Origin of the sequence: Streptomyces sp. NPDC057950, from assembly GCF_042887295.1 — a bacterium.
Classification (GTDB): Bacteria; Actinomycetota; Actinomycetes; order Streptomycetales; family Streptomycetaceae; genus Streptomyces; species Streptomyces kaempferi.
In genome coordinates this window covers 241,952-266,350 of sequence record NZ_JBHVPP010000009.1, presented here as the reverse complement: position 1 = coordinate 266,350, position 24,399 = coordinate 241,952, and the positions used below count along the sequence as shown (strand labels likewise).

General features: G+C 70.8%; 18 protein-coding genes, 1 tRNA gene and 1 pseudogene. 7 read left to right on the top strand and 13 right to left on the bottom strand.

Annotated features, from left to right (window positions below; genetic code table 11):
* Nucleotides 1-10 precede the first annotated feature (10 nt).
* From ACFVTC_RS17570 to ACFVTC_RS17555, 4 genes are all read right to left on the bottom strand, one after another.
* Complete coding sequence (locus ACFVTC_RS17570) at nt 11-1,429, bottom strand: DUF2252 domain-containing protein (protein WP_390127778.1); 1,419 nt, start codon at nt 1,427-1,429, stop codon at nt 11-13.
* Nucleotides 1,426-3,003, bottom strand: a complete 1,578-nt coding sequence (locus ACFVTC_RS17565; protein ID WP_390127777.1) for a GMC oxidoreductase — start codon at nt 3,001-3,003, stop codon at nt 1,426-1,428. The genes ACFVTC_RS17570 and ACFVTC_RS17565 overlap by 4 nt, the downstream gene beginning before the upstream one ends.
* A 305-nt stretch (nt 3,004-3,308) precedes the next feature.
* Entirely contained in the window at nt 3,309-4,241 is a 933-nt protein-coding gene (locus ACFVTC_RS17560) for a cyclase family protein (protein ID WP_390127775.1), read from the bottom strand.
* A gap of 65 nt (nt 4,242-4,306) precedes the next feature.
* Entirely contained in the window at nt 4,307-5,683 is a 1,377-nt protein-coding gene (locus ACFVTC_RS17555) for a hypothetical protein (protein WP_390127773.1), read from the bottom strand.
* 192 nt (nt 5,684-5,875) lie between these two features.
* On the opposite strand from ACFVTC_RS17555, the gene ACFVTC_RS17550 reads away from it, so the two are divergent.
* The gene (locus ACFVTC_RS17550) at nt 5,876-6,310 is read left to right on the top strand and encodes a DUF6325 family protein (protein WP_168534227.1); all 435 of its coding nucleotides are present in this window, start codon (nt 5,876-5,878) and stop codon (nt 6,308-6,310) included.
* Between the two features lie 297 nt (nt 6,311-6,607).
* On the opposite strand, the gene ACFVTC_RS17545 is transcribed toward ACFVTC_RS17550, so the two are convergent.
* The 3 genes from ACFVTC_RS17545 to ACFVTC_RS17535 form a co-directional block, all read right to left on the bottom strand.
* The gene (locus tag ACFVTC_RS17545; RefSeq protein WP_390127772.1) at nt 6,608-7,156 is read right to left on the bottom strand and encodes a gluconokinase; all 549 of its coding nucleotides are present in this window, start codon (nt 7,154-7,156) and stop codon (nt 6,608-6,610) included.
* 79 nt (nt 7,157-7,235) lie between these two features.
* Nucleotides 7,236-8,075, bottom strand: coding sequence for an SDR family oxidoreductase (locus tag ACFVTC_RS17540; protein ID WP_390127771.1), 840 nt, complete (start codon nt 8,073-8,075; stop codon nt 7,236-7,238).
* A 111-nt stretch (nt 8,076-8,186) separates the two neighbouring features.
* Complete coding sequence (locus ACFVTC_RS17535; RefSeq protein WP_390127895.1) at nt 8,187-8,621, bottom strand: hypothetical protein; 435 nt, start codon at nt 8,619-8,621, stop codon at nt 8,187-8,189.
* A 298-nt stretch (nt 8,622-8,919) separates the two neighbouring features.
* Here ACFVTC_RS17535 and ACFVTC_RS17530 point away from each other — a divergent pair, with 298 nt between their 5' ends.
* On the top strand, nt 8,920-9,210 hold the full coding sequence (locus ACFVTC_RS17530; RefSeq protein WP_390127769.1) for an SHOCT domain-containing protein: 291 nt from the start codon (nt 8,920-8,922) through the stop codon (nt 9,208-9,210).
* Between the two features lie 149 nt (nt 9,211-9,359).
* Here ACFVTC_RS17530 and ACFVTC_RS17525 read toward each other — a convergent pair whose 3' ends face one another.
* A complete protein-coding gene (locus ACFVTC_RS17525) occupies nt 9,360-10,511 on the bottom strand; it encodes a TDT family transporter (protein ID WP_390127767.1) in 1,152 nt (383 codons plus the stop codon).
* A gap of 377 nt (nt 10,512-10,888) precedes the next feature.
* Nucleotides 10,889-11,332, bottom strand: a complete 444-nt coding sequence (locus tag ACFVTC_RS17520; protein WP_390127765.1) for a DUF6884 domain-containing protein — start codon at nt 11,330-11,332, stop codon at nt 10,889-10,891.
* Nucleotides 11,333-11,658: 326 nt separating this feature from the next.
* Between ACFVTC_RS17520 and ACFVTC_RS17515 the strand changes: the two are divergent.
* Nucleotides 11,659-14,433, top strand: a pseudogene (locus ACFVTC_RS17515) (multifunctional oxoglutarate decarboxylase/oxoglutarate dehydrogenase thiamine pyrophosphate-binding subunit/dihydrolipoyllysine-residue succinyltransferase subunit); the annotation flags it as partial.
* A 330-nt stretch (nt 14,434-14,763) separates the two neighbouring features.
* Here ACFVTC_RS17515 and ACFVTC_RS17510 read toward each other — a convergent pair.
* On the bottom strand, nt 14,764-15,786 hold the full coding sequence (locus ACFVTC_RS17510) for a GlxA family transcriptional regulator (RefSeq protein ID WP_390127763.1): 1,023 nt from the start codon (nt 15,784-15,786) through the stop codon (nt 14,764-14,766).
* An 82-nt stretch (nt 15,787-15,868) separates the two neighbouring features.
* Between ACFVTC_RS17510 and ACFVTC_RS17505 the strand changes: the two genes are divergently transcribed.
* The 3 genes from ACFVTC_RS17505 to ACFVTC_RS17495 all read left to right on the top strand — a co-directional run bounded on the left by ACFVTC_RS17505 (nt 15,869) and on the right by ACFVTC_RS17495 (nt 20,749).
* Nucleotides 15,869-16,372 carry a winged helix-turn-helix transcriptional regulator gene (locus tag ACFVTC_RS17505; protein ID WP_390127761.1) on the top strand — a complete coding sequence of 168 codons (504 nt, stop codon included), beginning with the start codon at nt 15,869-15,871 and terminating at the stop codon, nt 16,370-16,372.
* Nucleotides 16,373-17,462: 1,090 nt separating this feature from the next.
* A complete protein-coding gene (locus tag ACFVTC_RS17500) occupies nt 17,463-18,680 on the top strand; it encodes a hypothetical protein (protein ID WP_390127759.1) in 1,218 nt (405 codons plus the stop codon).
* A complete protein-coding gene (locus ACFVTC_RS17495) occupies nt 18,677-20,749 on the top strand; it encodes a tetratricopeptide repeat protein (protein ID WP_390127757.1) in 2,073 nt (690 codons plus the stop codon). The genes ACFVTC_RS17500 and ACFVTC_RS17495 overlap by 4 nt, the downstream gene beginning before the upstream one ends.
* A 75-nt stretch (nt 20,750-20,824) precedes the next feature.
* Here ACFVTC_RS17495 and ACFVTC_RS17490 read toward each other — a convergent pair.
* A tRNA-Leu gene (locus tag ACFVTC_RS17490) sits at nt 20,825-20,912 on the bottom strand.
* Between the two features lie 285 nt (nt 20,913-21,197).
* Nucleotides 21,198-21,695, bottom strand: a complete 498-nt coding sequence (locus ACFVTC_RS17485; RefSeq protein WP_390127755.1) for a MarR family winged helix-turn-helix transcriptional regulator — start codon at nt 21,693-21,695, stop codon at nt 21,198-21,200.
* A 60-nt stretch (nt 21,696-21,755) separates the two neighbouring features.
* On the opposite strand from ACFVTC_RS17485, the gene ACFVTC_RS17480 reads away from it, so the two are divergent.
* Entirely contained in the window at nt 21,756-22,691 is a 936-nt protein-coding gene (locus ACFVTC_RS17480) for an LLM class flavin-dependent oxidoreductase (RefSeq protein ID WP_390127753.1), read from the top strand.
* A gap of 63 nt (nt 22,692-22,754) precedes the next feature.
* Here ACFVTC_RS17480 and ACFVTC_RS17475 read toward each other — a convergent pair whose 3' ends face one another.
* Nucleotides 22,755-24,308 (bottom strand): aldehyde dehydrogenase family protein, encoded by a 1,554-nt coding sequence (locus ACFVTC_RS17475; protein WP_390127751.1) that lies wholly within the window; start codon nt 24,306-24,308, stop codon nt 22,755-22,757.
* Nucleotides 24,309-24,399 lie beyond the last annotated feature (91 nt).

Genomic DNA, 24,399 nt, shown 5'->3' with positions numbered 1-24,399 from the left:
GGTCTCCTTGTCAGGCCGCTTCGGCCGTCACCCGCCCCGTACGGACGGCGTCCACGAGTGCCTGGTGGTCCCTCTCGTTCTGGTCGGCGTACCGCTCGGCGAACGTCACCAGCGCCCGGTCGAAGACGTCGCCCGCGCCCAGATACGCGGCGATGGCGATCCGGTCGCCCGACCTCGCGTGCGCGCGGGCCAGCGTGGCGCCGCACAGTTCACCGAAGGCACGCATCCCGGCCGGCACCATCGTCCCGGGCTCGGCGATGCCCTTCCAGTCACGCAACTGCCTTATGTAGAAGTCCCGTCGGCTGCCGTCGACGCCCTCGGTCCGTTCCCAGCCGAGGAAGATGTCGCTGGTGGCCTGCATCAGCCGCTGGCCGGAGATCACGCGCTCACCCTGCGTCCGGTGGCCGCCGGCGCCGACGAAGGGCGCGAGGACGGACTCGCCCGCCTCCTTGGCCTGCAGGAGCAGCGGATCCCTGTCGTCACGGCCGAGCAGGAGCACGATCCAGCAGCGGGTGCCCACGCTGCCGACCCCGACCACCTTGCGGGCCATGTCGACGAGGCGGTACTGCTCCATCAGGAACCGCCGGTCCGACTGGAGGCTGTGGCCGTACCGTTCGATCATCCGGCGGATCTGCTTCTCCAGCGCGCCGCGTTCCACGTCCGCGAGCAGGTCCTCGAACGGTGTGATCAGCGGCGGGCCGGCGGCTATGCGCGTTTTCCCGTCGACGAGGTGGGTGAGTTTGCCGAAGGCCTGGAGGCTGTCACGGGTGCGGGCCTTGGCCACCGACCGCGCCCAGCGGTCGCGGGCTCGTGCGCCCACGTCCTGGATGAAGTGCGTCCACACCCAGTTCTCGTCGAACTGGGCATACCAGACGGGGAGATTGCCCATCTCGGCGAAGTGCCGCATCCACTCGCGGTAGGACCGCACCGTCGACCGTACGATGCCGGCCCGTTCCTTGGCGCTGAAGCCGTTGGCCCGGCCGGCGATGACGAAGCTGGCCGAGAGTCTTTTGACGTCCCATTCCCAGGGGCCGGGCAGCGTCTCGTCGAAGTCGTTGATGTCGAACATCAGGCGGCGCTCGGGCGAGGCCAGCAGTCGGAAGTTCAACAGGTGTGCGTCGCCGCAGAGTTGGGTTCTGATCCCGGTCCGGGGGGTGTCGGCGAGGTCCCCTGCCATGACGGCGGCCGCCCCCCGGTAGAAGCGGAACGGCGACTCGGTCATCCTGCCGTAGCGGATCGGTACGAGCTCGGGCACCCTCGTCGCCGACTGGGCCTCGATGACGTCCACGGGGTCGGGCCGCTTCGCCGTGGGCGCGAACTCCGCGTGGCTGGAGCGGGGCACGCGGGAGCGGGCGTCCTTGCCGAGTGCCGCTCGTTCCCGCGGTGTGCGGTGCCGGGTGCCGCTGTCGGCCGTGAAACGGGAATTCACCGCAGTCGCTCCGCGATGTGGTCGCCGACGCGCAGGGCGTTGGCGATGGCGGTCAGTGAGGGATTGACCGCTCCGATGCTCGGGAAGAAGCTCGTGTCGACGACGTAGAGGTTGTCGAGGTCGTGGGCCTTGCAGTGCACGTCGAGGGCCGAGGCGCGGGGGTCGGTGCCGAAGCGGACGGTGCCCGCCTGGTGCGCGGTGGCACCGATGGGCATGCCCTTGTGCAGGTAGATGCTGTGGGACAGCAGGTGGTGCTCGTACATGCCCAGGTGACCCAGCATGCCCTGGAGTTTGTGCCGCAGCCGCTGGAGCCCCGCGATGTTGTTCTTCTCGTCGAGGGCGAGGTGGATGCCGCCGTCCCGGTCCAGGGTGACGCGGTTGGCGGCGGTGGGCAGGTCCTCGCCGCACAACCAGAAGTCGACGGAGTGATGCGCGATCACCTCGAACGGCATGTCGGGGGTGACGGCACCGGCCCAGCGGGGTGCCTCGCCGTGGATCTGCGCGGAGTCGGACTTGCCGAGCATCTGGATGCCGCCGAGCGGGTGGTCCCAGTCGTCGGATCCCAGGTACCAGTCGTTCAGCGCCAGGGTCTTCTGGAACGTGGTGTCGTTCGGTTCCCTGGATATGGCCATCAGGGCCAGGTTGTTGTGCCGCATGTAGTGCCGGCCGACCACGTCGGAGCTGTTGGCCAGGCCCCGCGGATGCCGGTCCCCGGCCGAACGCAACAGCAGAACGGCCGAGTTGACCGCCCCGCAGGCGACGACCACGATGTCGGCGCTGAACTCCGCGGTGGATCCGTCACCCATCGCCGTGACGACCTTGGTGACGCTCCGGCCGCCGGGGTCGGTCTCGAGGCGCCGCACGTCCGCGTGGGTGACCAGCTCGACGTTGGCGTGGGCGAGGGCGGGATCGACGCAGATGACCTGCGCGTCGGACTTCGCGCCGAGCAGGCAGGGAAATCCGTCGACCCGGTCGCAGCGGATACATGCGCTGCCGTGCGCGGCGCCGCCCCGTTCGTCCTGGGTGAGGTCGACCCCGATGGGGAGGTGGAAGGGGTGCAGTCCCTGCTTCTCCAGGTCGTCGCTGAGCCGCTGGATCCGCGGCTCGTGCTGGACGGGCGGGTACGCGTACTGGGCGCCGGCCGGGCCCTCCGTGGGGTCCTCGCCGTGCCGGCCGTGCACGCGATAGAGGTGTTCCGCCTGGGTGTAGTACGGCTCGAGCTCGTCGTAGCGCAGGGGCCAGGCGGGCGAGATGCCGTCGTGGTGGCGGAGTTCTCCGAAGTCCTCGGGGCGCAGCCGGAAGAGAGCGGCGCCGAAGAACTTGGTGTTGCCGCCCACGTAGTAGTTGACCTCGGGCGGGAACGGGTCCCCGTGTTTGTCGAACCAGAACTCCGGAGCCCGGTATTTCCCTTTGACGAAGACCGCGGTGGAATTCCAGTTGTCGCGTTCGCGGGGAAGATAGCCGCCCCTTTCGAGAAGGAGGATGCTTTTCCCGGTGGGCGCCAATCGGTGGGCGAGGGTGCCTCCGCCCGCGCCGGTTCCGACAACAATGACGTCGTAGTGCGTATCGGTCATGCAGGCCACCGTCCTCGGAACATGGTCCGGTCCTGCCGGGCGGCTCGAGAGGGGAGGATTACCCGACACGTTCCTCGACGACTTCCTCGACGACTTCCTCGACGACCAAGGTATCCCTGGGTGATGGTCCCGGCGAGTTGGGCTACTCGGGTGAGGCGAGGTGCCGGGACACGGCGGGTTCCCGGGCGATCACCGCCCCGTCGCGCGCCGTTCTCACACTGCCGTCGTGGTCGATCTCGCCGTCCGGCGTCCCCACGGCGCGAGCACCGTTGCGCCGTACGGGTGAGGTGCGCGCGGTCGCCCCGTCAAAGGATGGCGAGCGGATTGACGGGTGAACCGGTCGCCTCGGGCAGCCGGAGGGGGGCGATCACGCAGAGGAACGTCCAGCGGCCCTCCCGCGCGCAGATCGGCGCGAGGTCCTCGAACCGCAGATAGTCGAGGAGATGCAGCCCCATCGCGTGGACGGCGAGCACATGCACCGGGAACGCGACCCCCTGGACCGCGCTGGGGGCGGTGTCGTTGTTTCCGTCGCTGCCGAGGACGGCAACCTGCCGCGAGGCCAGGAACTCCAGGGCCGTCGGGTGCAGTCCGGCACGGGCACGGGCCACGTCCCACGGGCCCAGCTCCTCACGGCGCCTGCGGTGGCCGACCCGTACGAGGACGATGTCGCCCCGGCGCACCCGTATCCCCTGTCGTGCCTCGGCGGCGATGAGGTCGTCGCAGGTCACGTTCGCTCCGGGTTCGAGCCAGGAGAGGCCGTACAGCCGGGGGATGTCCAGCAGCACACCGCGTCCGACGATGCCGTCGCGGGCCAGTTCCACGGACAGGGCGCTCGATCCGTCCGGCGACAGCGCGTCCGTCGCGGGTATGCCGCCGTGCAGGGTGCCGTCGTAGATGACGTGGCACAGCGCGTCGAGGTGGCTGTCCACATCGCCGTGGACGTTCATGGCGAAGCGGTCGCGCGCGAAGTCCAGGCCGCTCGGCGCCGGTTTGCCGTCGGGCGGAGCGGTGAGCCGGTGCTCGGCCGGATCGGCGTCGTCGGGTTCGGTACGGGTCTCCACGGGGGCGGCGAGCGAGACGGTACGTCCCGACCGCACCTCGGCGACCGCCGCCAGTACCTGCTCCTCGGTGATCGTGTCCAGTGCGCCCCGGGGTGTGGAGGCGCCGGGGGCGACGGCGCGCAGGTGTCGGTGGAGCGACCGGAATTCGGCCTCGCTGAGCTCGTCGGACGTCCGCATGTCCCCACCATCCGACAGCTGCCGGAGTCCGGCACGCCGAGTTGCCGGGCCCCGTGGTCACCGTGTCAATGGAGGTGGGGGCCGGCGGACGGGGTGGAGACGGGAACGGTGTCGAGGAACTCGCGGATCGCGAAGGCCGCCAGCACGATCACCAGTGTCCACACCACGACCGCCGTGGTCGGGTAGCTCCAGGTGAACAGGACGATCGCGGCGACCGCCAGGATCACGGCGCCGATCCACCGCTTGAAGCGGTGCACGAACCGGCCGACCGCGCCCAGTGGGAGTCCCGCCGACTCGGCGACGTCGCGGACGGCCCCGATCCCCCGGCCGCAGCCCGTACGGACGCGGACGGCCACGGGGGACGGACCGACGAGGAAGGCACCGGCGGCCGTCACCAGAGCGAGCGCGCCGACCGCCCGTACGCTCGCCCGCAGGAACCTGACCAGCGCGTCGAACACAGCGGCGGCGGCGGCCTCCGACGCCCCCACGGGCAGATGGTCGAGGTAGATCGCCCGCATGACCGTGAGCGCGACACCGAGCACCACCATGGCGGCGAGCACCCCGAGGGCGGCCCCGATGAGGGCCCGGCGGCGGTTGACGGCCAGGTACACCCCCAGGGCGGCGATCAGCACGGCGACGACCGGCACCCAGTTGCCGATGATCTCCAGCACCCTCAGATACGTCCTGACCCTGCCGATGTCCTTCGACGCGAACACCACGAAGTCCGTGTGCACGGCCGGGATCAGGGCGGCCGGCTGCAGACCGGCGCTGACCAGCCGGTCCTTCACCTGCTTCACGAGGGGCGCCACGTCGATGGCGACCTGGCCGTTCTCGACGGACACCGCGCCTCCGGACTCGCCCGTCAGGGCCTTGTCCAGGGCGGCGTGGGCCCGGCGGTTCGCGTCCACCCAGACGGCGTCGAAGGCCTTGCTGGAGACCACCCGCTCCACGGTGTCACCGACCAGGCTCTTCAAGCCGCTGGTGATCGGGCCGGTCAGGCCGCCGAGCAGTTTGGCCGCCCCCGTCGGGGCGCCCTTCTCCGAAGCCGCCCGTTCCAGGTCCTTGACCAGCTTCTCCACGTCGATCTGGGCCAGGACCGCGGTCGTGACCCGGTCGGTGACCGCCTTCCGCACGGCAGGATCGCGGGCCAGCGGGCCGACCGTGGCCACGTAACGGTCCGTGTCCCGCACGATGCTGTCCGCCCAGACCGCGACGACGGCCAGTAGCGACAGCAGCGAGGCGAGGAGGATCAGCAGGACCGAACCCGTCGACCGCAGCCAGTGGTGCCGCTCGGTCCGCGCGGGCCCGGCGCCCTCGAGAGCGCTGACCCGGTGCCGCAGTGCGTCCAGCTCGGCGCGTTCCCCCGCCGCGAGCCGTGGCCCGTCGCCGGGCTGAGCCGCGGGATGCCGGTCCGGATCGGGCGGAGGTGCGCTGCTGGTCATGGGTCCACGAGAGCCCCGCCGCCCCGATCCGGCGACCCGGACGGGTCCGGCGGGTGAACGCCCCACCGAGGTGCGACCGGTTCCGTCCGATGTTGCAATGGCTTGCGGGAACGCGGGGATTTCCGGGGACTCCATGACCATCCAGGGGTGAGTGAAGCCGTGAGCGAATCCGTGCGCGAGGAATTCATCGAAATGGGGCCGATCGACTACGTCGTCGTCGAGTTCCCCGGCAGCCGCATGACCGGCGAGGGATTTCCGCTGCTCGTCGATCTGGTGGACCGCGGCCTCATCCGAATCCTCGATCTGATGTTCGTCAGAAAGGAGGACGACGGATCGGTGACCGGCTTGGAGATCGCCGATCTCACCGGTGACGGGGCTCTGGACCTCGCCGTCTTCGAAGGCGTGTCCTCCGGGCTGCTGGACGAGGACGACATCGAGGAGGCGGGCCACGCCCTGGAACCGGGCAACTCCGCCGGAATCCTGGTCTACGAGAACCTGTGGGCCGCGCCCTTCGCCACCGCCCTGCGCCGCGGCGGCGCGCAGATGGTGGCCTCCGGACGGATCCCGATGCCGGACGTCCTGGCCGCGCTGGACGCGACCGACAGCGCTCGGCCGGCGAGGGCTTAGCGGTCCGTGGTCCGTGGCCCGTGGCCCACGGTGCCGGGCTTGCCCTGGGCCGATGTGGGGCCGATGTGACATCACCGTGGCCTTGAACGGCCGTCTCCCGGCCCGACCGGGCTGCCCAGCGGCCGACCGGGCTGCTTCGTGGCCGACCGGGCTGCCTCTTCTCCCGGCCTTGCTGATCCGTAAGTAGACCGGCCCGCCTCCCCGCTGATCCGTCAGTAGACCGGCGTGCCTCCCCGGTCGGCCTTGCTGATCCGGCGGTCGGCCCGCCTGCCCCTTTCGGCCGGCCGGGCCGCCACGTCAGTCGGCCGTCCGGTCCGCGAAGTGCCCGACGGCGGCCGACACCAGGGAGACGGTCGCCGGCAGGGCCGCGGTGGCGTCGACGGTCAGGCCCGGCTCGTCCGCTTCCAGCGGCTCCAGCGTCTCGAACTGGGAGTCGACCAACCGGGCGGGCATGAAGTGACCGGTCCGCCGTGCCACACGGTCCCCTGCGGTGTCCCGGTCCAGGGCGAGGTGGAGACACCACAGCCCGGAGCCGGCGGCCGCCCGGAGTTCGTCGCGGTACGCGCGCCTGAGCGCCGAACACGCGACGACCAGCCCCTCCCCGGCCTCGGCCGACCGGCGGACGCGCGCGGCGAGGCTCCGCAGCCAGGGCGCGCGGTCGGCGTCGTCCAGCGGGTGGCCGGCGGCCATCTTGGCGGTGTTCGCGGCGGGATGGACGTCGTCCCCCTCGACGAACGGCACGCGCAACTCCTTCGCGACCGCCTTGCCGACGGTGGATTTCCCGGAACCCGACACCCCCAGCACCACGACGATCGGCGGCCGCCTCCGGGCTCCGGGCCCGGTCACAGCCCCCGCTCTCTCAGCCGGGTGCTCACGTGGCCCTCCGGTGACTGCTGACTGCTGACTGGTGTCGGGCGGCGCGGGGTCAGCCGCCCGTGGCGAACCCGGGGAACAGGGTCATCCCGCCGTCCACGTAGATCGTGGAACCCACGACGTAGTCGAAGAGGTCGGAGGCCAGCACGGCCACCACGTTCGCGATGTCCTCCGGGTCGCCGACGCGGCCGTAGGGGATGAGCCGGAGCAGGTCGGCCTCGGCCTCGGGGGTGTCCCAGGCGCTGCGGTTGATGGGGGTGCGGATCGCTCCCGGGGCAACGGCGTTCACCCGGATCCGGTACGGGGCGAGCTCCTGCGCGAGGGTCGACATGAGCATCTGGACCCCGCCCTTCGAGGACGCGTAGTTCACGTGGCCCGACCACGGAATGATCTGGTGGACCGAGCTCATGCAGACGATCTTCCCGGCCGAGCGGGACACCTCCGGGACGACGCCCCGGCGCCTGAACTCCTTGGCCGCCTCGCGGGCACAGAGGAACTGTCCGGTCAGATTGACGTCCAGCACCTTCTGCCACTGCTCCCTGGTCATGTCGGTGACGGCGGCGTCGCGCTGGAGTCCCGCGTTCGCGACCATGACGTCGATGGTCCCGAACTCCCCGACCATGTGCGACACCATGTCGACGACCTGGTCCTCCTGGGACACGTCCGCCTCGTGCGCGTAGGCGCGGACACCGAAGGACTCGATCTCGCGCACCACCTCCTCCGCGGCGTCCCGCCCTGCCACGTAGTTCACCACCACGTCGGCGCCCACCCGCCCGAGGCCGATCGCCGTGGCTTTTCCGATACCGGAGTTGGCGCCCGTCACCAGTGCTTTCTGCCCTTTGAGGAGCTGGTGGGCGATGGGCGCGCGACCGTCACTGCCGCTGCTTTCCACTCGTCTCTCCTTGGGGGGGGTGCCGTCAGCCGACCGGAGCGCCCGGTCCGAGCCGGACGGCCCGACGCCCGTCCGCCGGGTCGTCGGGCCGTCCAGGAGGGGCGCGGTCGGCTACTGGGTGCGGGCGTCCCGGGTGTCCCGGGCGCCGATGCACAGTGCCCAGATGACGAAGGCGTCCACGGCGATCAGCACGATGGCCCAGACCGGGTAGTACGGCAGCCAGAGGAAGTTGGCGACCATCGACAGGCCTGCCAGCACGATTCCGGTGATGCGCGCCCACATCGCCCCGCGGAAGAGGGCGACACCGGCGAGGACGACCAGGACACCGAGGACGAGGTGGATCCAGCCCCAGCCCGTCATGTCGAAGGTGTAGGCGTAGTTGCGGGTGACGACGAAGACGTCGGTCTTGACGATGGCGGCGATCCCCTGGAATATCGCCATCGCTCCGCCGAAGATCATCATGACTGCGGCGAAGGCGGTCCAGCTGGACACCCAGATTCCTCCACCGTGGCTTTCGCTACGGCTTCCGGTGTCGTGCTGGTGCATTCCGGGCGTGGCCATTTCGAGCTCCTCCCGCATAGGCCTCGCCACCGACCTGTCACCGGCCGGTGGCCACATATCAGCTTGCCACGAGAATCACCGACCGGCAGAACGTCGCCATTCACGCCCCGCACACGGGAGGGGAGCGTGGAAGAAACCGGGGTACGGAAGTGCGCGGGAATTCCCGCGGTGGTCCAATGGACATGTCTTTTGGACGCGTCCCACGGATGCGTCCCGCGCCGGGATGCGCGCCGACAGGCGGAGCTGTTCATTCCCCACGGCTCCCGTGAGAAAGGAAATCGCCATGCCACGTCTCCTCCGCGGGGTCGCCCGCACAGCCGTGGTGGCGGGCACGGCGACGGCCGTGTCGAACCGCGTCTCGCGCCGCCAGCAGGGCCGGTGGGCCCAGCAGGCCCCTGCGCGACCCACCGCCCCGTCCCTGGTCGCCACTCCCCCGCTCCCCCCGTCGGCCCCCCTGACCGACGACATGAACGACAAGATCGACCAGCTGAAGCGACTCGGCGAACTCAAGGCCCAGGGCGTGCTCAGCGAGGCCGAGTTCGCGGACCAGAAGCGCAGGATCCTGAGCGACTGACGAACGCCCGCTCACCGCACGCGCGACGACGTCGACGGCCGGATCGGGTAAGCCGACCACGAGTCGGGCTGCCGCTTCGAGGCCCACCCGATGTGGACGTGGCTGCCGGCCCTCCTGGACGATGTCGACGACCCCGCACAGGCCCTCGACTACCGCCGCCCCCGCAACCCACCCGTGTGCCCGCCGACGTGTCGCAGTGAGCGGTAGGACACCGCGGCCCAGGCGGCGACGAGCAGCGCGTAGAGGACGACGGCGGCCCAGACGAACACCTGGGAGCCGGTGCGGGACGCGAGGGCCGAGGTGCCGGTGACGCAGGCGCCGAGGGGGAAGATGAAAGACCACCAGGTGGGCGCGAAGGGCAGCCCCGCCCTGAACTCCCGTACGGTCAGCGCCGTGGCGAGTGCCAGCCACAGCATGGCGAAGCCCCACACCCCGACTCCGCCCAGCAGGGCGAGAACCGCCGTGCCGTGCACGTACGGTGCGGGCAGCGCGCCCGGCGAGGCCGTCGCCAGCGCACCCAGCCCCGTCACGATCTGCCCCAGCGCGCCCAGTCCGATCCACACCGTGGGCACCATCGCGCCGGTGGGCGCGTCATGGTGCACCAGCCGGCTGTAGACCATGGCCAGTACCAGCAGCGCGGCCACCAGACCGAGCCCGAACATCGCGTAGCAGCCCAGCACCAGGGCCAGCCGCAGCTGCCCGGCGGGCATGTGCGGGACGAGCAGCGCGCCCGTCGTGGCGGAGACCAACGGCGGTACCACCGGCATCAGCCAGCCGCCGAACGCCGCGTCCGGCGCGAACCGGTGCCGGGTGACCATCAGATACGGCACCGTGGCGGCCGTGGCGAGACCGAGTACGGTTCCGAGCGACCACAGCGTCAAGTCCGTGTCCAGCGCCGCCCGTTCCCCGATCACCGGCCCGCCGAGCTGCAGCGCCCCGGCGCCGACCGTCAGGAGGGCAACGGCCGGCGCGCCGAAGAACTGGGACTGCGTCGGATCGGCGGCGTGCAGCCGCAGCGCCCGCTGACGCACATAGCCGACCGCAAGTACGACGAGCAGCAGCCCGGCTCCCGACCAGACCACCGTGGCGGCGGTCCGCAGACCGGGCAGGCTCCGCGGCAGGGTGACCACCGCGTTCGCGACGATGCCGGTACCCATGACCGCCGCGAACCAGCTGGGGCCGAACGGCGGACGGCCCGTCGCCTTCGCCGTCGGCAGCCGTGGACGGGCTGGAAGCGGAACTCCCGGAGCCGCATCGCCCTCGATCGGGACGGCTCGGGCACTGCTGGGATGGGGTGTCACGGCGTGGAACGCCTCTTTCCTCGTCGGGGGAATCACCGTCGTGAACCGGCCGTCCGGGGCCCCAGCCCAACAGAACGCGGGTCGCGGCCAAGTCCGTCGGCCCGTTGGCCTCACGAGGCTATGGCCGCCTCCCGTTCCCGCCGCACAACACCGAGTGCCACAACACCCTCACATCAGGACCTGGCGACGCCCGCCGTCCGGACCCGGGCCACGATGGCGCCTGCGACGCGGTACCCGTGTCGCGGTATCCGTCCCGCGGTATCCGTGCCCCGGTACCCGTGCCCCGGTACCCGTGTCGCGGTATCCGTGCCCGCCACAGTGCCGAGCCGCGACACCCGTGCCGTCACAGTGCCGCCGCGTCCGTCCCGCGTATTGCGTCAGCCCGCCGAGCGCGCCATCGCCGCGAGTCGCGCCACCTGCTCGCCCATGCCGCGCGTGCCGCTCAGCGGGGTCAGGGCGTGCGGCCACACGGCCTTGGCGAGAGTGACGTGACGGGCACCGCCGAGCACCACGACGGGGTCGAGGTCCGTGATGCCGCGCTCGTCCGCCTGCTCCTGCAGCAGTCGGGCGGTCACCGCGTCGGCGGCACCGTGCGCCGTGTCGTAGGGCTCGATCTCGTCGTCGAGGCCGAGCAGACCGTAGCGGGCGGAGAGGATGACGAGCCGGTCCGGCCGGAGTGCCTCGGCGGCCCTCCGGCACGCGCGGTGGTACGAGCCGATGTACATGTCCGCCGCCCGCGCGCGGTGGTCCAGTTTCCGCGCTCCGCAGGGGATGACGATCAGCTCCGGGGCCACGCCGCCGATGTATTCGTTCGGAGTCATACTGGTCCCTCCCGGGTCAGGGTGAAGACGGAGTTCCTCGGGGAAACGCCGCTCGGGGCGAAGGCCATGGCCGTACCGGGAGACAGCGGGCCCTCACATCCGGACATGCCGTGGACGCGCGTGGGGACACGTCCTGATCTGCCGCAGTCCTGGCACGCTCGTGTGTCCCGTCGTGGCACGGAGCCCTCGTAGTCTCGGGAACAGCGCACGAGGTCGACGGTCCTCATCGCCGCGGACCACCTCGGCCCCAACGGCGGCGTGGTCGGCTGGCCACGCCGCCCGCGACGGTCTCCGTATGTGGAAAGAAGGCGTTCTACGCCGTGGCATCAGCATCAGGCAGTGCTCTCTCGATCCCGCACCAGGTGGAATTCGGAATCAACGAATGGCTCGTCGACGAATTCCGTGAGCGGTATCTCCGTGATCCCGACTCCGTCGACCGGGTCTGGCAGGACTACTTCCGGGCGTCCGCGCCGGACGTTGTACCCGCGCCCGCCCGAGCGACCGCGCACGCGCCGGCGGTGCAGGAGCGGGACAGCGAAGCCGACCTCGTGGTCAAGGCGGTCCGCGTCGCCGCGCTGATCCACTCGTACCGCGTCCGCGGACACCTCGCGGCCGCCACCAACCCCCTCTCCGCCGGGCCGTCCGCCGGGCCCTCCACCGCGTCCACCGGCCCTTCGGGCCTGGAGCCGTCGGAGCACGGCCTCGACGCCGCGGACACCGCCCGCGAATTCCCCGTCGACGGCTTCGCGGGGAACCAGCGGATGACGCTCCGCGAGGTCATCGACACACTTCGTGACGCGTACTGCGGCCCTACGGGCATCGAGTACATGCACATCCAGAACCGGCAGGAGCGGCTGTGGCTCCAGCGGCGCGTGGAGGTTCCGCCGTCCCGCCCGGGACGCGCCGAGCAGCTGCGGATTCTGTACCGTCTGGGATCCGCCGAGGCGTTCGAGACGTTCCTGCACACCAAGTACGTCGGGCAGAAGCGGTACTCGCTGGAGGGCGGGGAGTCCGCGATCGTCCTGCTGGACACGGTGCTCGAGCGCGCCGCGCGGCTGGGCATGGGCGAGGTGGTCATCGGGATGGCGCACCGCGGCCGGCTGAACGTGCTCGCCAACATCGTGGGCAAGCCGTACGCGCAGATCTTCGACGAGTTCGAGGACGCGGTCGACGTCCGGTCCGCGCAGGGCTCCGGCGATGTGAAGTACCACCTCGGGGCCGCCGGTACCTTCCACACCCCGGACGGTCACGCGATCGCGGTCTCCGTGGTGGCGAACCCGTCTCACCTGGAGATCGTGGGGCCCGTGACGCAGGGGGTCGTACGGGGGCGGCAGGATCTCACGGAGGACGGGGACGGACGGTTCTCCGTCCTGCCCGTGGTGGTCCACGGTGATGCCGCCCTCGCGGGACAGGGAGTGGTCGCGGAGACGCTGAACATGTCACAGCTGCCGGGCTACGCCACCGGCGGCACCATCCACCTGGTCATCAACAACCAGCTGGGGTTCACCACCGCACCCGCCGTCGGCCGGTCGAGCACGTACGCCACCGATGTCGCGCGGACCGTCGAGGCCCCCGTCTTCCATGTCAACGGGGACGATCCCGAAGCGGTCGCCCGGGTGGCGCAGTTGGCCTTCGACTACCGTCAGGCGTTCCACAAGGACGTGGTCGTCGATCTGGTCTGCTACCGGCGCCACGGGCACAGCGAGGTCGACGATCCCTCCATCACGCAGCCGGCCATGTACGACCGCATCGCCGCCAGGCCGTCCGTGCGGAAGCTGTACGCGGAGGCGCTGCACAGCACTGGTGTGATCAGTGAGCAGGAAGCCGAGAGCGCCCGGCAGGGCTATCGCGACCAGCTCCAGCGGGCCTTCACCGAGACAGCGGGGGCGTCCTCACCCGACCGGGAGCCCCTCCCGGCCCGTGACGTCGCGGATCTCCCTGCCCGCCGGACGGTGACGGCCGTCGCCGAGATGACGTTGCGGCACATCCTGGGCACCCAGATCGACCTGCCGCGGGAGTTCACCCCGCACCCGCGCGTGCTGCCCCAACTGGAGCGGCGGGCCGCCATGTCCGACAGCGGGAACATCGACTGGGCCACCGCGGAGGCACTCGCGGTCGGATCCCTGCTCCTGGACGGAGTGCCGGTTCGGCTGTCCGGGCAGGACTCCCGGCGGGGCACCTTCGGCCAGCGGCACGCCGTCCTCACGGACCGTCGTACGGGGCGGCAGCACACTCCCTTGGACTCGCTCGGTGCGGAGGCGGCGCGTTTCACGCCGTACGACTCCCTCCTGTCCGAACTCGCCGTGCTCGCCTTCGAATACGGCTACTCGCTGGCCCGGCCGGATGCCCTGGTGCTGTGGGAGGCGCAGTTCGGTGACTTCGCCAACGGCGCCCAGACGGTCGTCGACGAGTACATCTCCTCCTCGGAGCAGAAGTGGGGGCAGCGGTCGGGCGTCACGCTGCTGCTGCCGCACGGCCTGGAGGGACAGGGACCGGACCACTCCTCCGCCCGCATCGAACGATTCCTGCAGCTGTGCGCCGACGACAACCTGACCGTCGCCAACCCCTCGCTGCCGGCCAACTACTTCCACCTGCTCAGGGAACAGGGCCTCGACGCGGCACGCAGACCGCTGGTGGTCTTCACTCCCAAGTCCATGCTGCGGTCGAAGGCCGCGACCTCCGGGCTGGAGGAGTTCACCGAGGGTTCCTTCCTCCCGGTCGTCCCGGACACCGAACAGGATCCCGCCCGGACCCGACGGGTGCTGCTGTGTTCCGGCAAGGTCTTCTACGACCTGGACGCGCACCGGCGTGAGTCGGGAGAGGACGGGACCGCCATCGTGCGGCTGGAGCGGCTGTACCCCTTCCCGGCCGACGAGCTGCGGGCGGAACTGTCCCGGTATCCGTCCGGCGTCGACGTGCGCTGGGTTCAGGAGGAGCCGGCCAACCAGGGTGCGTGGACCTTCGCCGCGCCGCGTGTGGCCTCCCTGGTCACCACCCCCGTGGGGTGCGTGAGCCGCCCGGCGGCCTCCGCTCCGGCGGGCGGCTCCGCCCGCCGCCACGCCGCCGAACAACGGGACCTCGTCGGGCGGGCGTTCGCCTGACGCTCGCGAGGGTCCGGCCGGGACGAGGGCCCGGCCGGGACCACTCGGCCCGGCGCGCGGAGTCGCGCCGGGCGGGAGCCAGGGGGGCCGGGCGGGAGCCGCGGGGGGCCGCCCGAGGGGCGCCGGGGCGAGAGACCCCGGCGGGAAGATTTCAAGAGGCGGCCTGCCACGGCGCCCTGTCGCGGATCCACCGGCGACGCGGGGCAACGGTTCCGTGTGGCCCCGGAGGCCACGAGGACCGCTCAGGGTGCCACGACGACCGGACCGCTCACGACGCCACGACGACCGGACCGCTCACGGCGCCGGCCGTATCCCGTTGCGGACACCGGCTCAACCGTCGGACCTCGGTCCCGCGGGCGCACCCGCGTCCGCCACCCCGGTGGTGTGGAACCGGGCGCGGAACACACCCGGAGTCACCTTGAGATTCCGTACGAACGACCTGCGCAGCGACTCGGGCGAACCGAACCCCGTACGGCGGGCGATCACCGCCATGGGATCGTCACCGCACTCCAGCATCGCCTGCGCCGCCTCCAGCCGGACCTGCTCCACGTAGCGGGCCGGGGTCATGCCCAGCTCCTCGCAGAAGAGCCGGGCCACATGGCGGGAGCTGACACCGGCCCGGCGCGCCATGGCGGACAACGTGTGGTTGGCGGCGGGGTCCTCCGCCACGGCGTCCAGCACCCGGCGGAGCATGTCCTGGCGGGTGTGGGCGGCGCGGGCGCGCACGCTGAACTGAGACTGCCCACCGGGCCGTTGCATGAAGACCACCAGGTCCTTGGCCACCGCGCGGGCCACTTCGGCTCCGTAGTGCTCCTCCACGAGGGCCAGCGACAGGTCGATGCCCGCGGTGACTCCCGCCGAGGTCATCACCTTGCCGTCCCGCACGAAGATCGCGTCCGGCTTGACCTCGACGGCGGGGAAGCGCAGGGCCAACTGCCGCGAGTGGCGCCAGTGGGTGGCTGCGCTGCGGCCGTCCAGAAGACCGGCGGCGGCCAGCAGGAAGGCGCCGGTACAGACCGAAGCCGTGCAGCGCGAGTTCGCGTCGAGCCCCCGCACGGTGTCCAGCAGCGCGTCGTCCTTGATCATCCGATCCCAGGCCGGGCCGCCGGGAATCACCAGGACGTCACTGACCTCCTGCGCGTCCGCCACGGCCATGTCGACGCCGAGACGGGTTCCCGCCGACGTCGTCACCTCGTTCCCGTCGACCGAGACCATGTTCAACCGGTAGTGCGCGCCGAAGTCGTTCGCCGAGGTGAACACCTCGATGGGACCGGTCACATCCAGCAGCCGGACGCCGGGAAAGACGAAAATCGTCACAAGGAGCGAGTCGGTTCCGGCACGCTTGTGGTTCATCGAATGCCTCCGGACCTGACATGGGGTTACGGTCGATGCTATGCGCAGTGAGTTCGCGAAACAAACCAACTAGGATCGCGGCATGTCCGACATCCGGCCACGCGCCTGCCCCATAGCCGGGACCCTCGATCTCGTAGGAGAGCGCTGGTCGCTCCTGGTGTTGCGCGAGGTGTTCCTGGGAATCCGGCGCTACGCCGACATCCGCGCCAACACCGGAGCGCCGCGGGACGTCCTCACCAAGCGGCTGAGATCCCTGGAGGCCGCGGGGATCCTGGAGCGCCGCCAGTACCAGGACCGCCCTCCCCGCTTCGACTACCACCTGACGGCCGCGGGGCAGGCCCTGGAGCCGGTGCTGATCGGGCTCCGGGAGTGGGGCCTTCGGCACCTGCAGGACCCGCCGCCCGCGCCACGGTTCCTGCACACGTGCGGTGCCGATGTGCGGACGCGGATCGTCTGCTCCCAGTGCGGCGAGCCCCTTGAGGGGGCCGGATTGGTGACCGTACTGGAGGAGGAGCCCGGTTCGGGCCCCCAGGGCGCCCGGCACACCCCTGGACCTCGACCGGAACCACCACAACGACTTTCCTGACGGCCGGCTCCGGCGACCCGTATCGGCCACCGCGGTTCGACCGGGATCCGTCGCCGACCGCTGCGGAACCGCTGCGGCGCTCACGGTGCCGGGAGCGCCCGAGGACGAGGCCGACGGCCGGCCACACCCGGCCGCCCGGGTGTGTGGGCTGGGTGTCCCGGGATCTCCGGCCCCCTCAGTGGGACCGTCCCGCCCGCTCCTGGACGGACGCGGGTCGCGGGGCGCGCCACAAGCCCGGTTCCGCCCGCGCGTCGCCCCACGACGGCAAGATCCCGAAAGCGGTCGACTGACGGGGACATGCCCACACGTGGCGCGGGGCCGGTGAGGCCCGAGCGGAGCGGTGGTGCCGGCGCGAACGTCCACGGCCGAAGCGGAGGAGAGGGCGGGGAGGCCGACGGCGCCCGCCGCCGCCCGGCCGACCCGTCCGATATCCGGAAGCGACCGTCCTTCTTCAGGTACAGAAGGCCGGGGGGACGGCGCCCAGGGGATCACCGGGCGATATTTTGACGATCTCATTGCACTCCCTTAGGCCGAGGAAAGCCGGGCCGGAAAAAACGGAATCCGGCGGAACGCGCTCCGTTTTCTGTGGCACCGTCGGCGGGTTTCCGATTCCGTACGTGGACTTCACCCGGCCTCAGGTGGGAAAACAGACTTCTGTTGTCTCCTGGCAACGATGTCGGTGGGGTACGTGCGACGGAATCAGCGGTGAACAGCGGCATCGACGACGATACGGGGAGCGAAAACGCTTTCCCGCGCACCCTGACCCCGAGACGCGCGTCCCGGGTGATCTGATTGGCGCGATCGAACCTTGCTCAGGCGGTCCGGCTGGAAGATCTTTGATTGCCGCCGACCGCCGGTCGGTGCGCCAACCGTCGAGAAAGGACCGTCATGAAGTCGACTGTCGCCATGCGTAAGAAGGCCGGCTCCAAGAAGATTGCGGTGCGCCGCACCGGCGACGTGCGCCTGACGTCGGCGGCCTGTCAGTGCCCGTACTCCGTCCAGGCCTGATCGCTTCGCATTACCACGCTCGGGTGCGCCGCCTGTCGGCGCACCCGGGTCTCTTATCCGGAATTCCGCTGGAGGAGGGCCTGTGGCCGGTGACGGCCTCGTTTTCCACGAACTGAGTTTCGTTCCCGAAGGCGACGAGGTGGTGGTCGGCCGCCTGGACACCGGTTCCTACGCGGTTTTCCCGGCCGACGGCGCTGAGTTGCTGCGGCAGCTCATGCGGGGAATGGCACTCGGCGCCGCCGCCGACTGGTACGAGACCACTTTCGGAGAGGACGCCGATCTCCAGGATTTCGTGACCACTCTGCGCGAGCTCGGCTTCGTCGACGACGAGGACCGGGGGCGGCCGGCCCCACCTGCCCCGCGGGTACGACTGCGCGGCCTGGGCCGAGCCGCCTTCTCCGCGCCGGCCTGGGTGCTGTACGGCGCCATGGTCGGCGGCTGGACGTGGGCGGCGATCGCGCGGCCGGACCTGGCACCGCATCCCGGGCAGATCTTCTTCACCCACTCCCTCCTCGTGGTCCAACTGGTCATCACCCTCGGTCAGGTGCCGCTTCTGCTGCTGCACGAGGGCTTCCACATTCTTGCCGGCCGACGCCTCGGTCTGCCCACACGATTGAGTGTGAGCAACCGTCTCACGTACATCGTCGCCGAAACCCAGATCAACGGGCTGCTCAGCGTTCCCAGGGCGAAGCGCTATCTCCCGTTCTTCGCCGGGATGGTCTGCGACGGCGTCGTATTCGCCGCGCTCGGGCTCGTCGCCGATCTGACCCGGAATCCGGGCGGTTCGTTCTCGTCGACCGGTCGGCTCTGTCTCGGACTGGCATTCACGGTCGCGGTTCGCGTGCTGTGGCAGCTCCAGCTCTACTTGCGAACCGATCTCTACTATGTGGCGGCCACCGCTTGGAACTGCTACGACCTTCACGACGCGGGCATGACCCTGATGAAGAATCGTGTATGGCGTTTCATGAATCGCCCGGACCGTGTCGTGGACGAGGAGAAATGGACGCCCCGGGACCGCAGAGTCGGCGCGTTCTACGGTCCTTTCATCGTCCTGGGATACGGCGCGTTCGCCGCGATCACCGTCTTCGTCAGCGTCCCCGTGACGGTCAACTACGTCAGCATTGCCGGGCGCGCCCTCGGCTCCGGCGGCGTGGACGCGTCCTTTTGGGACGCTGTGCTGTCCCTGTGCATGAACGTGGCCCAGATCGTCGCACTCGTCGTGCTGTCGCGGAGAAAACGCCGGAACAAGAAGTCAGCCCACTCCCTCACGTCCTCTTCACCGGAGGTAGAACTCGCATGACGGGCCATCTGCGGATCGTCGGAGACAGGCGCGACGACCGCCTGCGCGCCATCGCAGCCCACACCGGAAAGGCCCTCGTGGTCCGCTGCCACCAGCGGCTGCGCGGCCCCTACACCGGCGTGGACACGGTGCTACGAGCCGTTCTGCCCGAGGCCTACCGGCGCTGGCCGGACCTGGTCGAGGACCATCGCGTGGCCCTCCTGTACGGGATGCCCGAGCTGGCCCACCTCATCGGACCGCCACCGCGCACCCTGGCCGACGACGCCCCCTACGAGGAACGCACCCGCTTCTTCGGCGCCGGCTGGGTCCGTTGCATGAGCCAGGGCATCGTCGGCTTCCTGCTCGAATACTCCCGGCGCATCCACAGTGATGCCGCCTTCGAGATCGCCTTCGAAGAGGCGCACGCCGCCGAGGCCACCACGCAGGAACTGATCGCCCTGCTGCTGCGCCGCGCGGACCCACGCCGGCTGCGCGTGGTGGTCTCGGCGACCCGCGGCACACTCTCCGACGAGTTGCAGGACGCTCTGGCCGACGTGGCCGTCCTGCCCGTGGCGCGCACCGCCGAGCAGCCGGTCGAGGACCGGACCCCCGACGAATGGGCCGCGGTCCATGTCGAAGGCGACTGCACCGACGACGACCCGCGCGCCCTCGACGGATACCGGCGGACCGACCCGCGCACCCGCGCCCGCCTCCACGACCGGCGTGCCGACTCCCTTGAGCAGGCGGCCACATGGGGCATCCGCATGGGAGCCGTCGCGCACCACCGCGAACACGGCAGCGACCCCGCCGGGGCGGGACGGGCCGCCCTGCTCGCGGCCCAGCGCCACGCCGTGGCCACCGGATTCTCCGCCGCCGTGGTCGACCTCGGCCTGCGCGGCCGCGGCCTGACCGACCCGCGCTCGCACGAACACGACTACTGGGAGTTCACCCGCGAGGCGGCCGCGGCCTGCATCCCGGTCGGACGTCTGGAACAGTCCATGGAGCTGTACCAGAGCCTGCTGCGCCGCTTCACCGATCCCAAGATCCACATGATGACCAGTTACGCCATCGCGATGCTGCACACCCGGTTCCTGAAACCCCGCGACCACGAACTGGCCGTCCAGTGGCAGCACAACGCCGTCGCCATCGCGGGAATCCTCCCGGACCCGGCCGAACGACTGACGTACAGCGTCTTCCACGACAACGGCCTGGCACTCGTCGAAATGCACCGCGGCAACCTGCACCACGCCCTCGCGCTCGTGGAATCGTGCATCACCCGGCTCGACGAGCGGCTCGACGACGACCAGTGGGCACTGCACCGCTCCCAACTGCTCTACAACCGGGCCCGGCTGCTGGTGGCACTCGGCCGGCCGGACGAAGCGCACGCCGACTACACCCGCCTCGTCGACATCGACCCGTACTACACCGACTACCTCTCGGAGCGGGCCAGGATCTCGCGGGACCGCGGCGACTTCGACGCCGCCCTGGCCGACTACGACCGTGCGGTGCGGCTCGCGCCTCCGTTCCCCGAGCTGTACTACAACCGCGGCACCGCCCGCGCGCAGGTCGGCGACCACGCGGGGGCTCTCGGGGACTTCAGCCTCGTACTCGAGATGGAACCGCGCGACCTCGACACCCGGATAGCCCGAGCGGAACTGCTGCTGGAAGCCGGCGATCTCGACGCGGCCGAGACCGACACGGCCACCGGACTGAGGCTCCACCCGGGAGAACTCCAACTCCTCTGCCTGCAGGGCACGGTCCTCCTGCAACGCGATCAACTCGACCGCGCTCTGGCCGCTTTCGACGGAGCGCTCGCGAAGGACCCGCGCTACCCGGCCGCGCTGATCAACCGGGCCGTGGTGCACTTCCAGCAGTCGCGCCCGGAGATGGCGGTCGCGGACCTTAGCGCCGCGCTCGAAGCCGTCGGGGACGACCCCGACATCCTGCTCAACCGCGGCATCGCCCACCTGGCCGCCGACCGCCCCGACCTGGCCCTCGAGGACTTCGACCGGGCACTGACTCTGCCGGACGCCGACACCACCGAACTCCAGGAGCAACGCCTGCTCTGCGCCGCGTCCAGCGCCCGGTGAGACCGCAGTCCCAGCCCCGGAACGCAGAAGACCCCACACGAAGTGGGGTCTCAACCGATGTCTTGTACTGGGTACTGGTGTCCGAGGGGGGACTTGAACCCCCACGCCCGATAAAGGGCACTAGCACCTCAAGCTAGCGCGTCTGCCATTCCGCCACCCGGACCAGGTGTCTGTCGCCTGGCCGGGGGTGTTCCCCGTGGCGACACGCACAACAATACCAAGGTTTCAGGGTGCCTTTCACCTGCATATCCAGGCCCTGGGAGTGGCTGTGCGGGACCGGAGGCGGGTAGATCGCGTCGGCCACCCTGTGTGACGCGATGGTCGCCAAGGGTTCACGCGGCCGCTAAATCCGGGCGGGACGCACCCGACCGGTGCCCTCCTCACACCGTCACCCCTCACACCGTCACCCCTCACACCGTCACCGCTCGCACCATCACCCCTCGCACCGTCACCCCTCCCCCTCGCGCACCCCCACCACCAGAAGCCGCAGCGCCCGCACGAACTCGGCCCCCGCCTCCTCGCCCAGCGGAGCGAGGAAGCGCTGTTCCGTCTCCCGTCGGGCCAGTTCGGCCCGCCGCAGGCAGTCGTGGCCCGCCGCGGTCAGCTCCACGATGTTCTTGCGGCGGTCCTGGGGGCTGCGGCGGCGCTCGACGAGCCCGTGGTCCTCCAGTCCGTCAACGAGCGCCACCATCGTGGTGCGGTCGACGCCGAGCCGTCCCGCGACCTCGACCTGCGACAGCGGGTACTCGGCGGCGAGCACCGCCAGGACCGCCAGCTCGTGCCCGTCCACCCCGAAGGGGGCCAGCGCCTCGGCGGATGCCCGCGTCAGCCGTTGCTGCGCGTGCTTGAGGAGATAGCCGAGCCTGGCCTCGAGGTGCACGGAGGCCGCAGGAGGCGTGGGAGGAACCAGGGGCGCGGGGGACCCAGGGAGCTGATCGCCGGTCATGCCCGCACTGTACCCAGTACTGATTGTCAGTTCTCCTGATGATTGGCTACGCTGATCGACATGAGCGAACAGCGCGTGCGCTTCGGCATCAAGACCACCCCTATGCACGTCTCCTACGAGGACATCCGCCGGGTCTGGCGTGAGGCCGACGCCCTCCCCGAGATCGAGGACGCCTGGCTATGGGACCATCTGCTTCCGCTGCGCGGGCCCCGGAACGGCCAGACACACGAGAGCTGGACGCTGCTCGCCGCTCTCGCCGCCCAGACCGAGCGGCTGCGGCTCGGACTGCTCGTCACCAGTAACCGTGTCCGGCCGCCCGCCGTCCTCGGGAAGATCGCCTCGACCGTGGACGTGATCTCCGGCGGGCGGCTCGTGATGGGCATCGGCGTCGGCGGCACCCGGCAGCCTCCCGGCGCGGGCGGGATCGCCGGCGAGAATCCGGCGGTCGCGGAGCACGCGGCGTACGGGCTGACACTCGTCCCGCCCGGCGAGGGCGTCGCCCGGCTCGCGGAGACCGTCGAGATCCTGAAGCGCATGTGGACCGAGGAGGTCTTCGACTTCGAGGGACGCCACTACCGGCTCCGGGGTACGTACAACGAGCCCAAGCCCGTGCAGCGGCCGGGGCCCCCGCTCCTGATCGGGGGCTGGGGGACGCGGCTGCTGCGGCTGGTCGCCGAGCGGGCCGACATCTGGAACGTCCCCGGACCACCCCACAACGGCGTGGAGTTCATCGCCGAGCGCGGCCGGGTCCTGGACGCGCACTGCGCGGAGATCGGGCGCGACCCGCGCGAGATCACCCGGTCGGTGCAGGTGGTCGTCTCCTACGACGACCCCGCCGCCACCCGGGCCGCGGTCACCGCCCTCATCGGCGTGGGCACGGACCACGTCGTGCTCGGCCTGCCCCAGCCCTACCCGCCGGGGGTCGCGCGGTGGGTGGTGGACGAGATCATCACACGGGTGCCGGCAGTGGTACCGGAGAGTGGGCGGCGCCCCTGACCGGGCGCACCCGGACACGAACCCGCCCACTCCCCCGTCACCGGGACAGCCGCTGCCCGATTGTCACGGAACGAGCTGGTACTCGGGGAAGTTGCCCGGCAGCCGTTCCTCCGCCGGACCCCGCGTGACGGCGCGGACGAGCAGTTCGCCGCCCACGAAGGCCCCGCGCCAGGACGCGCCGAGTCCGCCGAACAGTTCGTCGCGGTCGCCTCGCGAACGGGGCTTGCCGCGGCCGAGTTTGAACGCGCGGATCTGTGGCGCCAGTCGGGTGTACGTCGCCTCGTCGTCCGTGGAAAGGGTCGCCACCAGCGCTCCGTTCGACGCGTTCATCGCGGCGAGCAGTTCCGCCTCGGTGTCGACCAGGACGATGGTGTCGACGGGGCCGAACGGCTCCGCGTGGTGCAGTGGCGAGGACGGCGGCGGGTTGAGCAGCGTGACGGGCTGGACGTACGCCGAGGTGTCCTGGCCGGGCAGGAACCGTGTGTCGGACAGCTTGCCGCGGTGCAGGGGGACGGCGCCGCGGCTGATGGCCTCGGTGACCTGGTCGTCCAGCTCCTTCGCCTTGGCCGCGTTGATGACGGGTCCGAAGTCCAGTGCGGGAAAGGGGTCGTCGGGGTTCTCGATCGCGAGTGGGTGGCCGATGCGCAGGGTGCGGACGGCCGGGAGGTAGGCGGCGAGGAACTCGTCGAACAGGCTGCGCTGGACGACGAAGCGCGGGTAGGCGGTGCAGCGCTGCTTGCCGTAGTCGAAGAGCTTCGGGACGACGGCCGTCAGCGCGTCCCAGTCCGTGTAGTTCCAGACGCCCCAGGTGTTGAGGCCCTCCTGTTCGAGGATGTGCCGCTTGCCCAGGTGGGCGACGGCGGTGGCCACGGCGGCGCCGGTGTCGCGGCCGCCGACGAAGGAGACGCAGCCGATCTCGGGTGCGCGCACGAGCGCCTCGGACAGCTCGCCGCCGCTGCCGCTGACGAGGGTGACGGGGACCCCTTCGCGTGCGGCGAGCGCGCAGGCCAGGGTGAGGCAGGCGACGCCGCCGTCGGTGGGGGCCTTGGCGATGACCGCGTTGCCCGCCAGGGCCTGGACCAGCATGGCGTGGACGAGGACGCTCATCGGGTAGTTCCAGCTGGCGATGTTGGACACCGGGCCGTCCAGCGGGATCCGGCCCTCGACCATGGGTTCGATGCCGTCGACGTACCAGCGGACGCCGTCGATCGCCCGGTCCACGTCCGCCTGCGCGAGCCGCCAGGGCTTGCCGATCTCCCAGACCAGGAGAAGGGCGAGCAGTTCACGGTGCTCGGTGAGCGCGTCGAGGGTGGCGGCGACGCGGGCTCGGCGTTCGGGCAGGGGGACGTGGCGCCAGGCCCGGTGCTGGTCGAGTGAGGCGCGTACGGCCTGTTGGGCGGTGGCGCCGTCCAGGCGGGGCGGGCCCGCGACGGGGCTTCCGTCGACGGGGCTGGTGGCGGGCAGCGCCCGGCCGTCGGCCCGCCAGGAGGTGCCCCAGAGGTTGAGGACCCGGTCCTCCTGGAACGCCTCGGGCACGACGGCGAGGCAGCGCTGCCAGGCGTCGGCCCAGGACGTCCCGGACTTCAGGACCAGCGAGGTGTTGGGGGTGGATGCCATTCGGATGTCTCCGCTCTCGGTGCACAGTCGGGGGCGGGAGGTGCCTGGCTCGTGCCGGACCTGCATGGTCCATCGGCTCGCACGAGGGGTG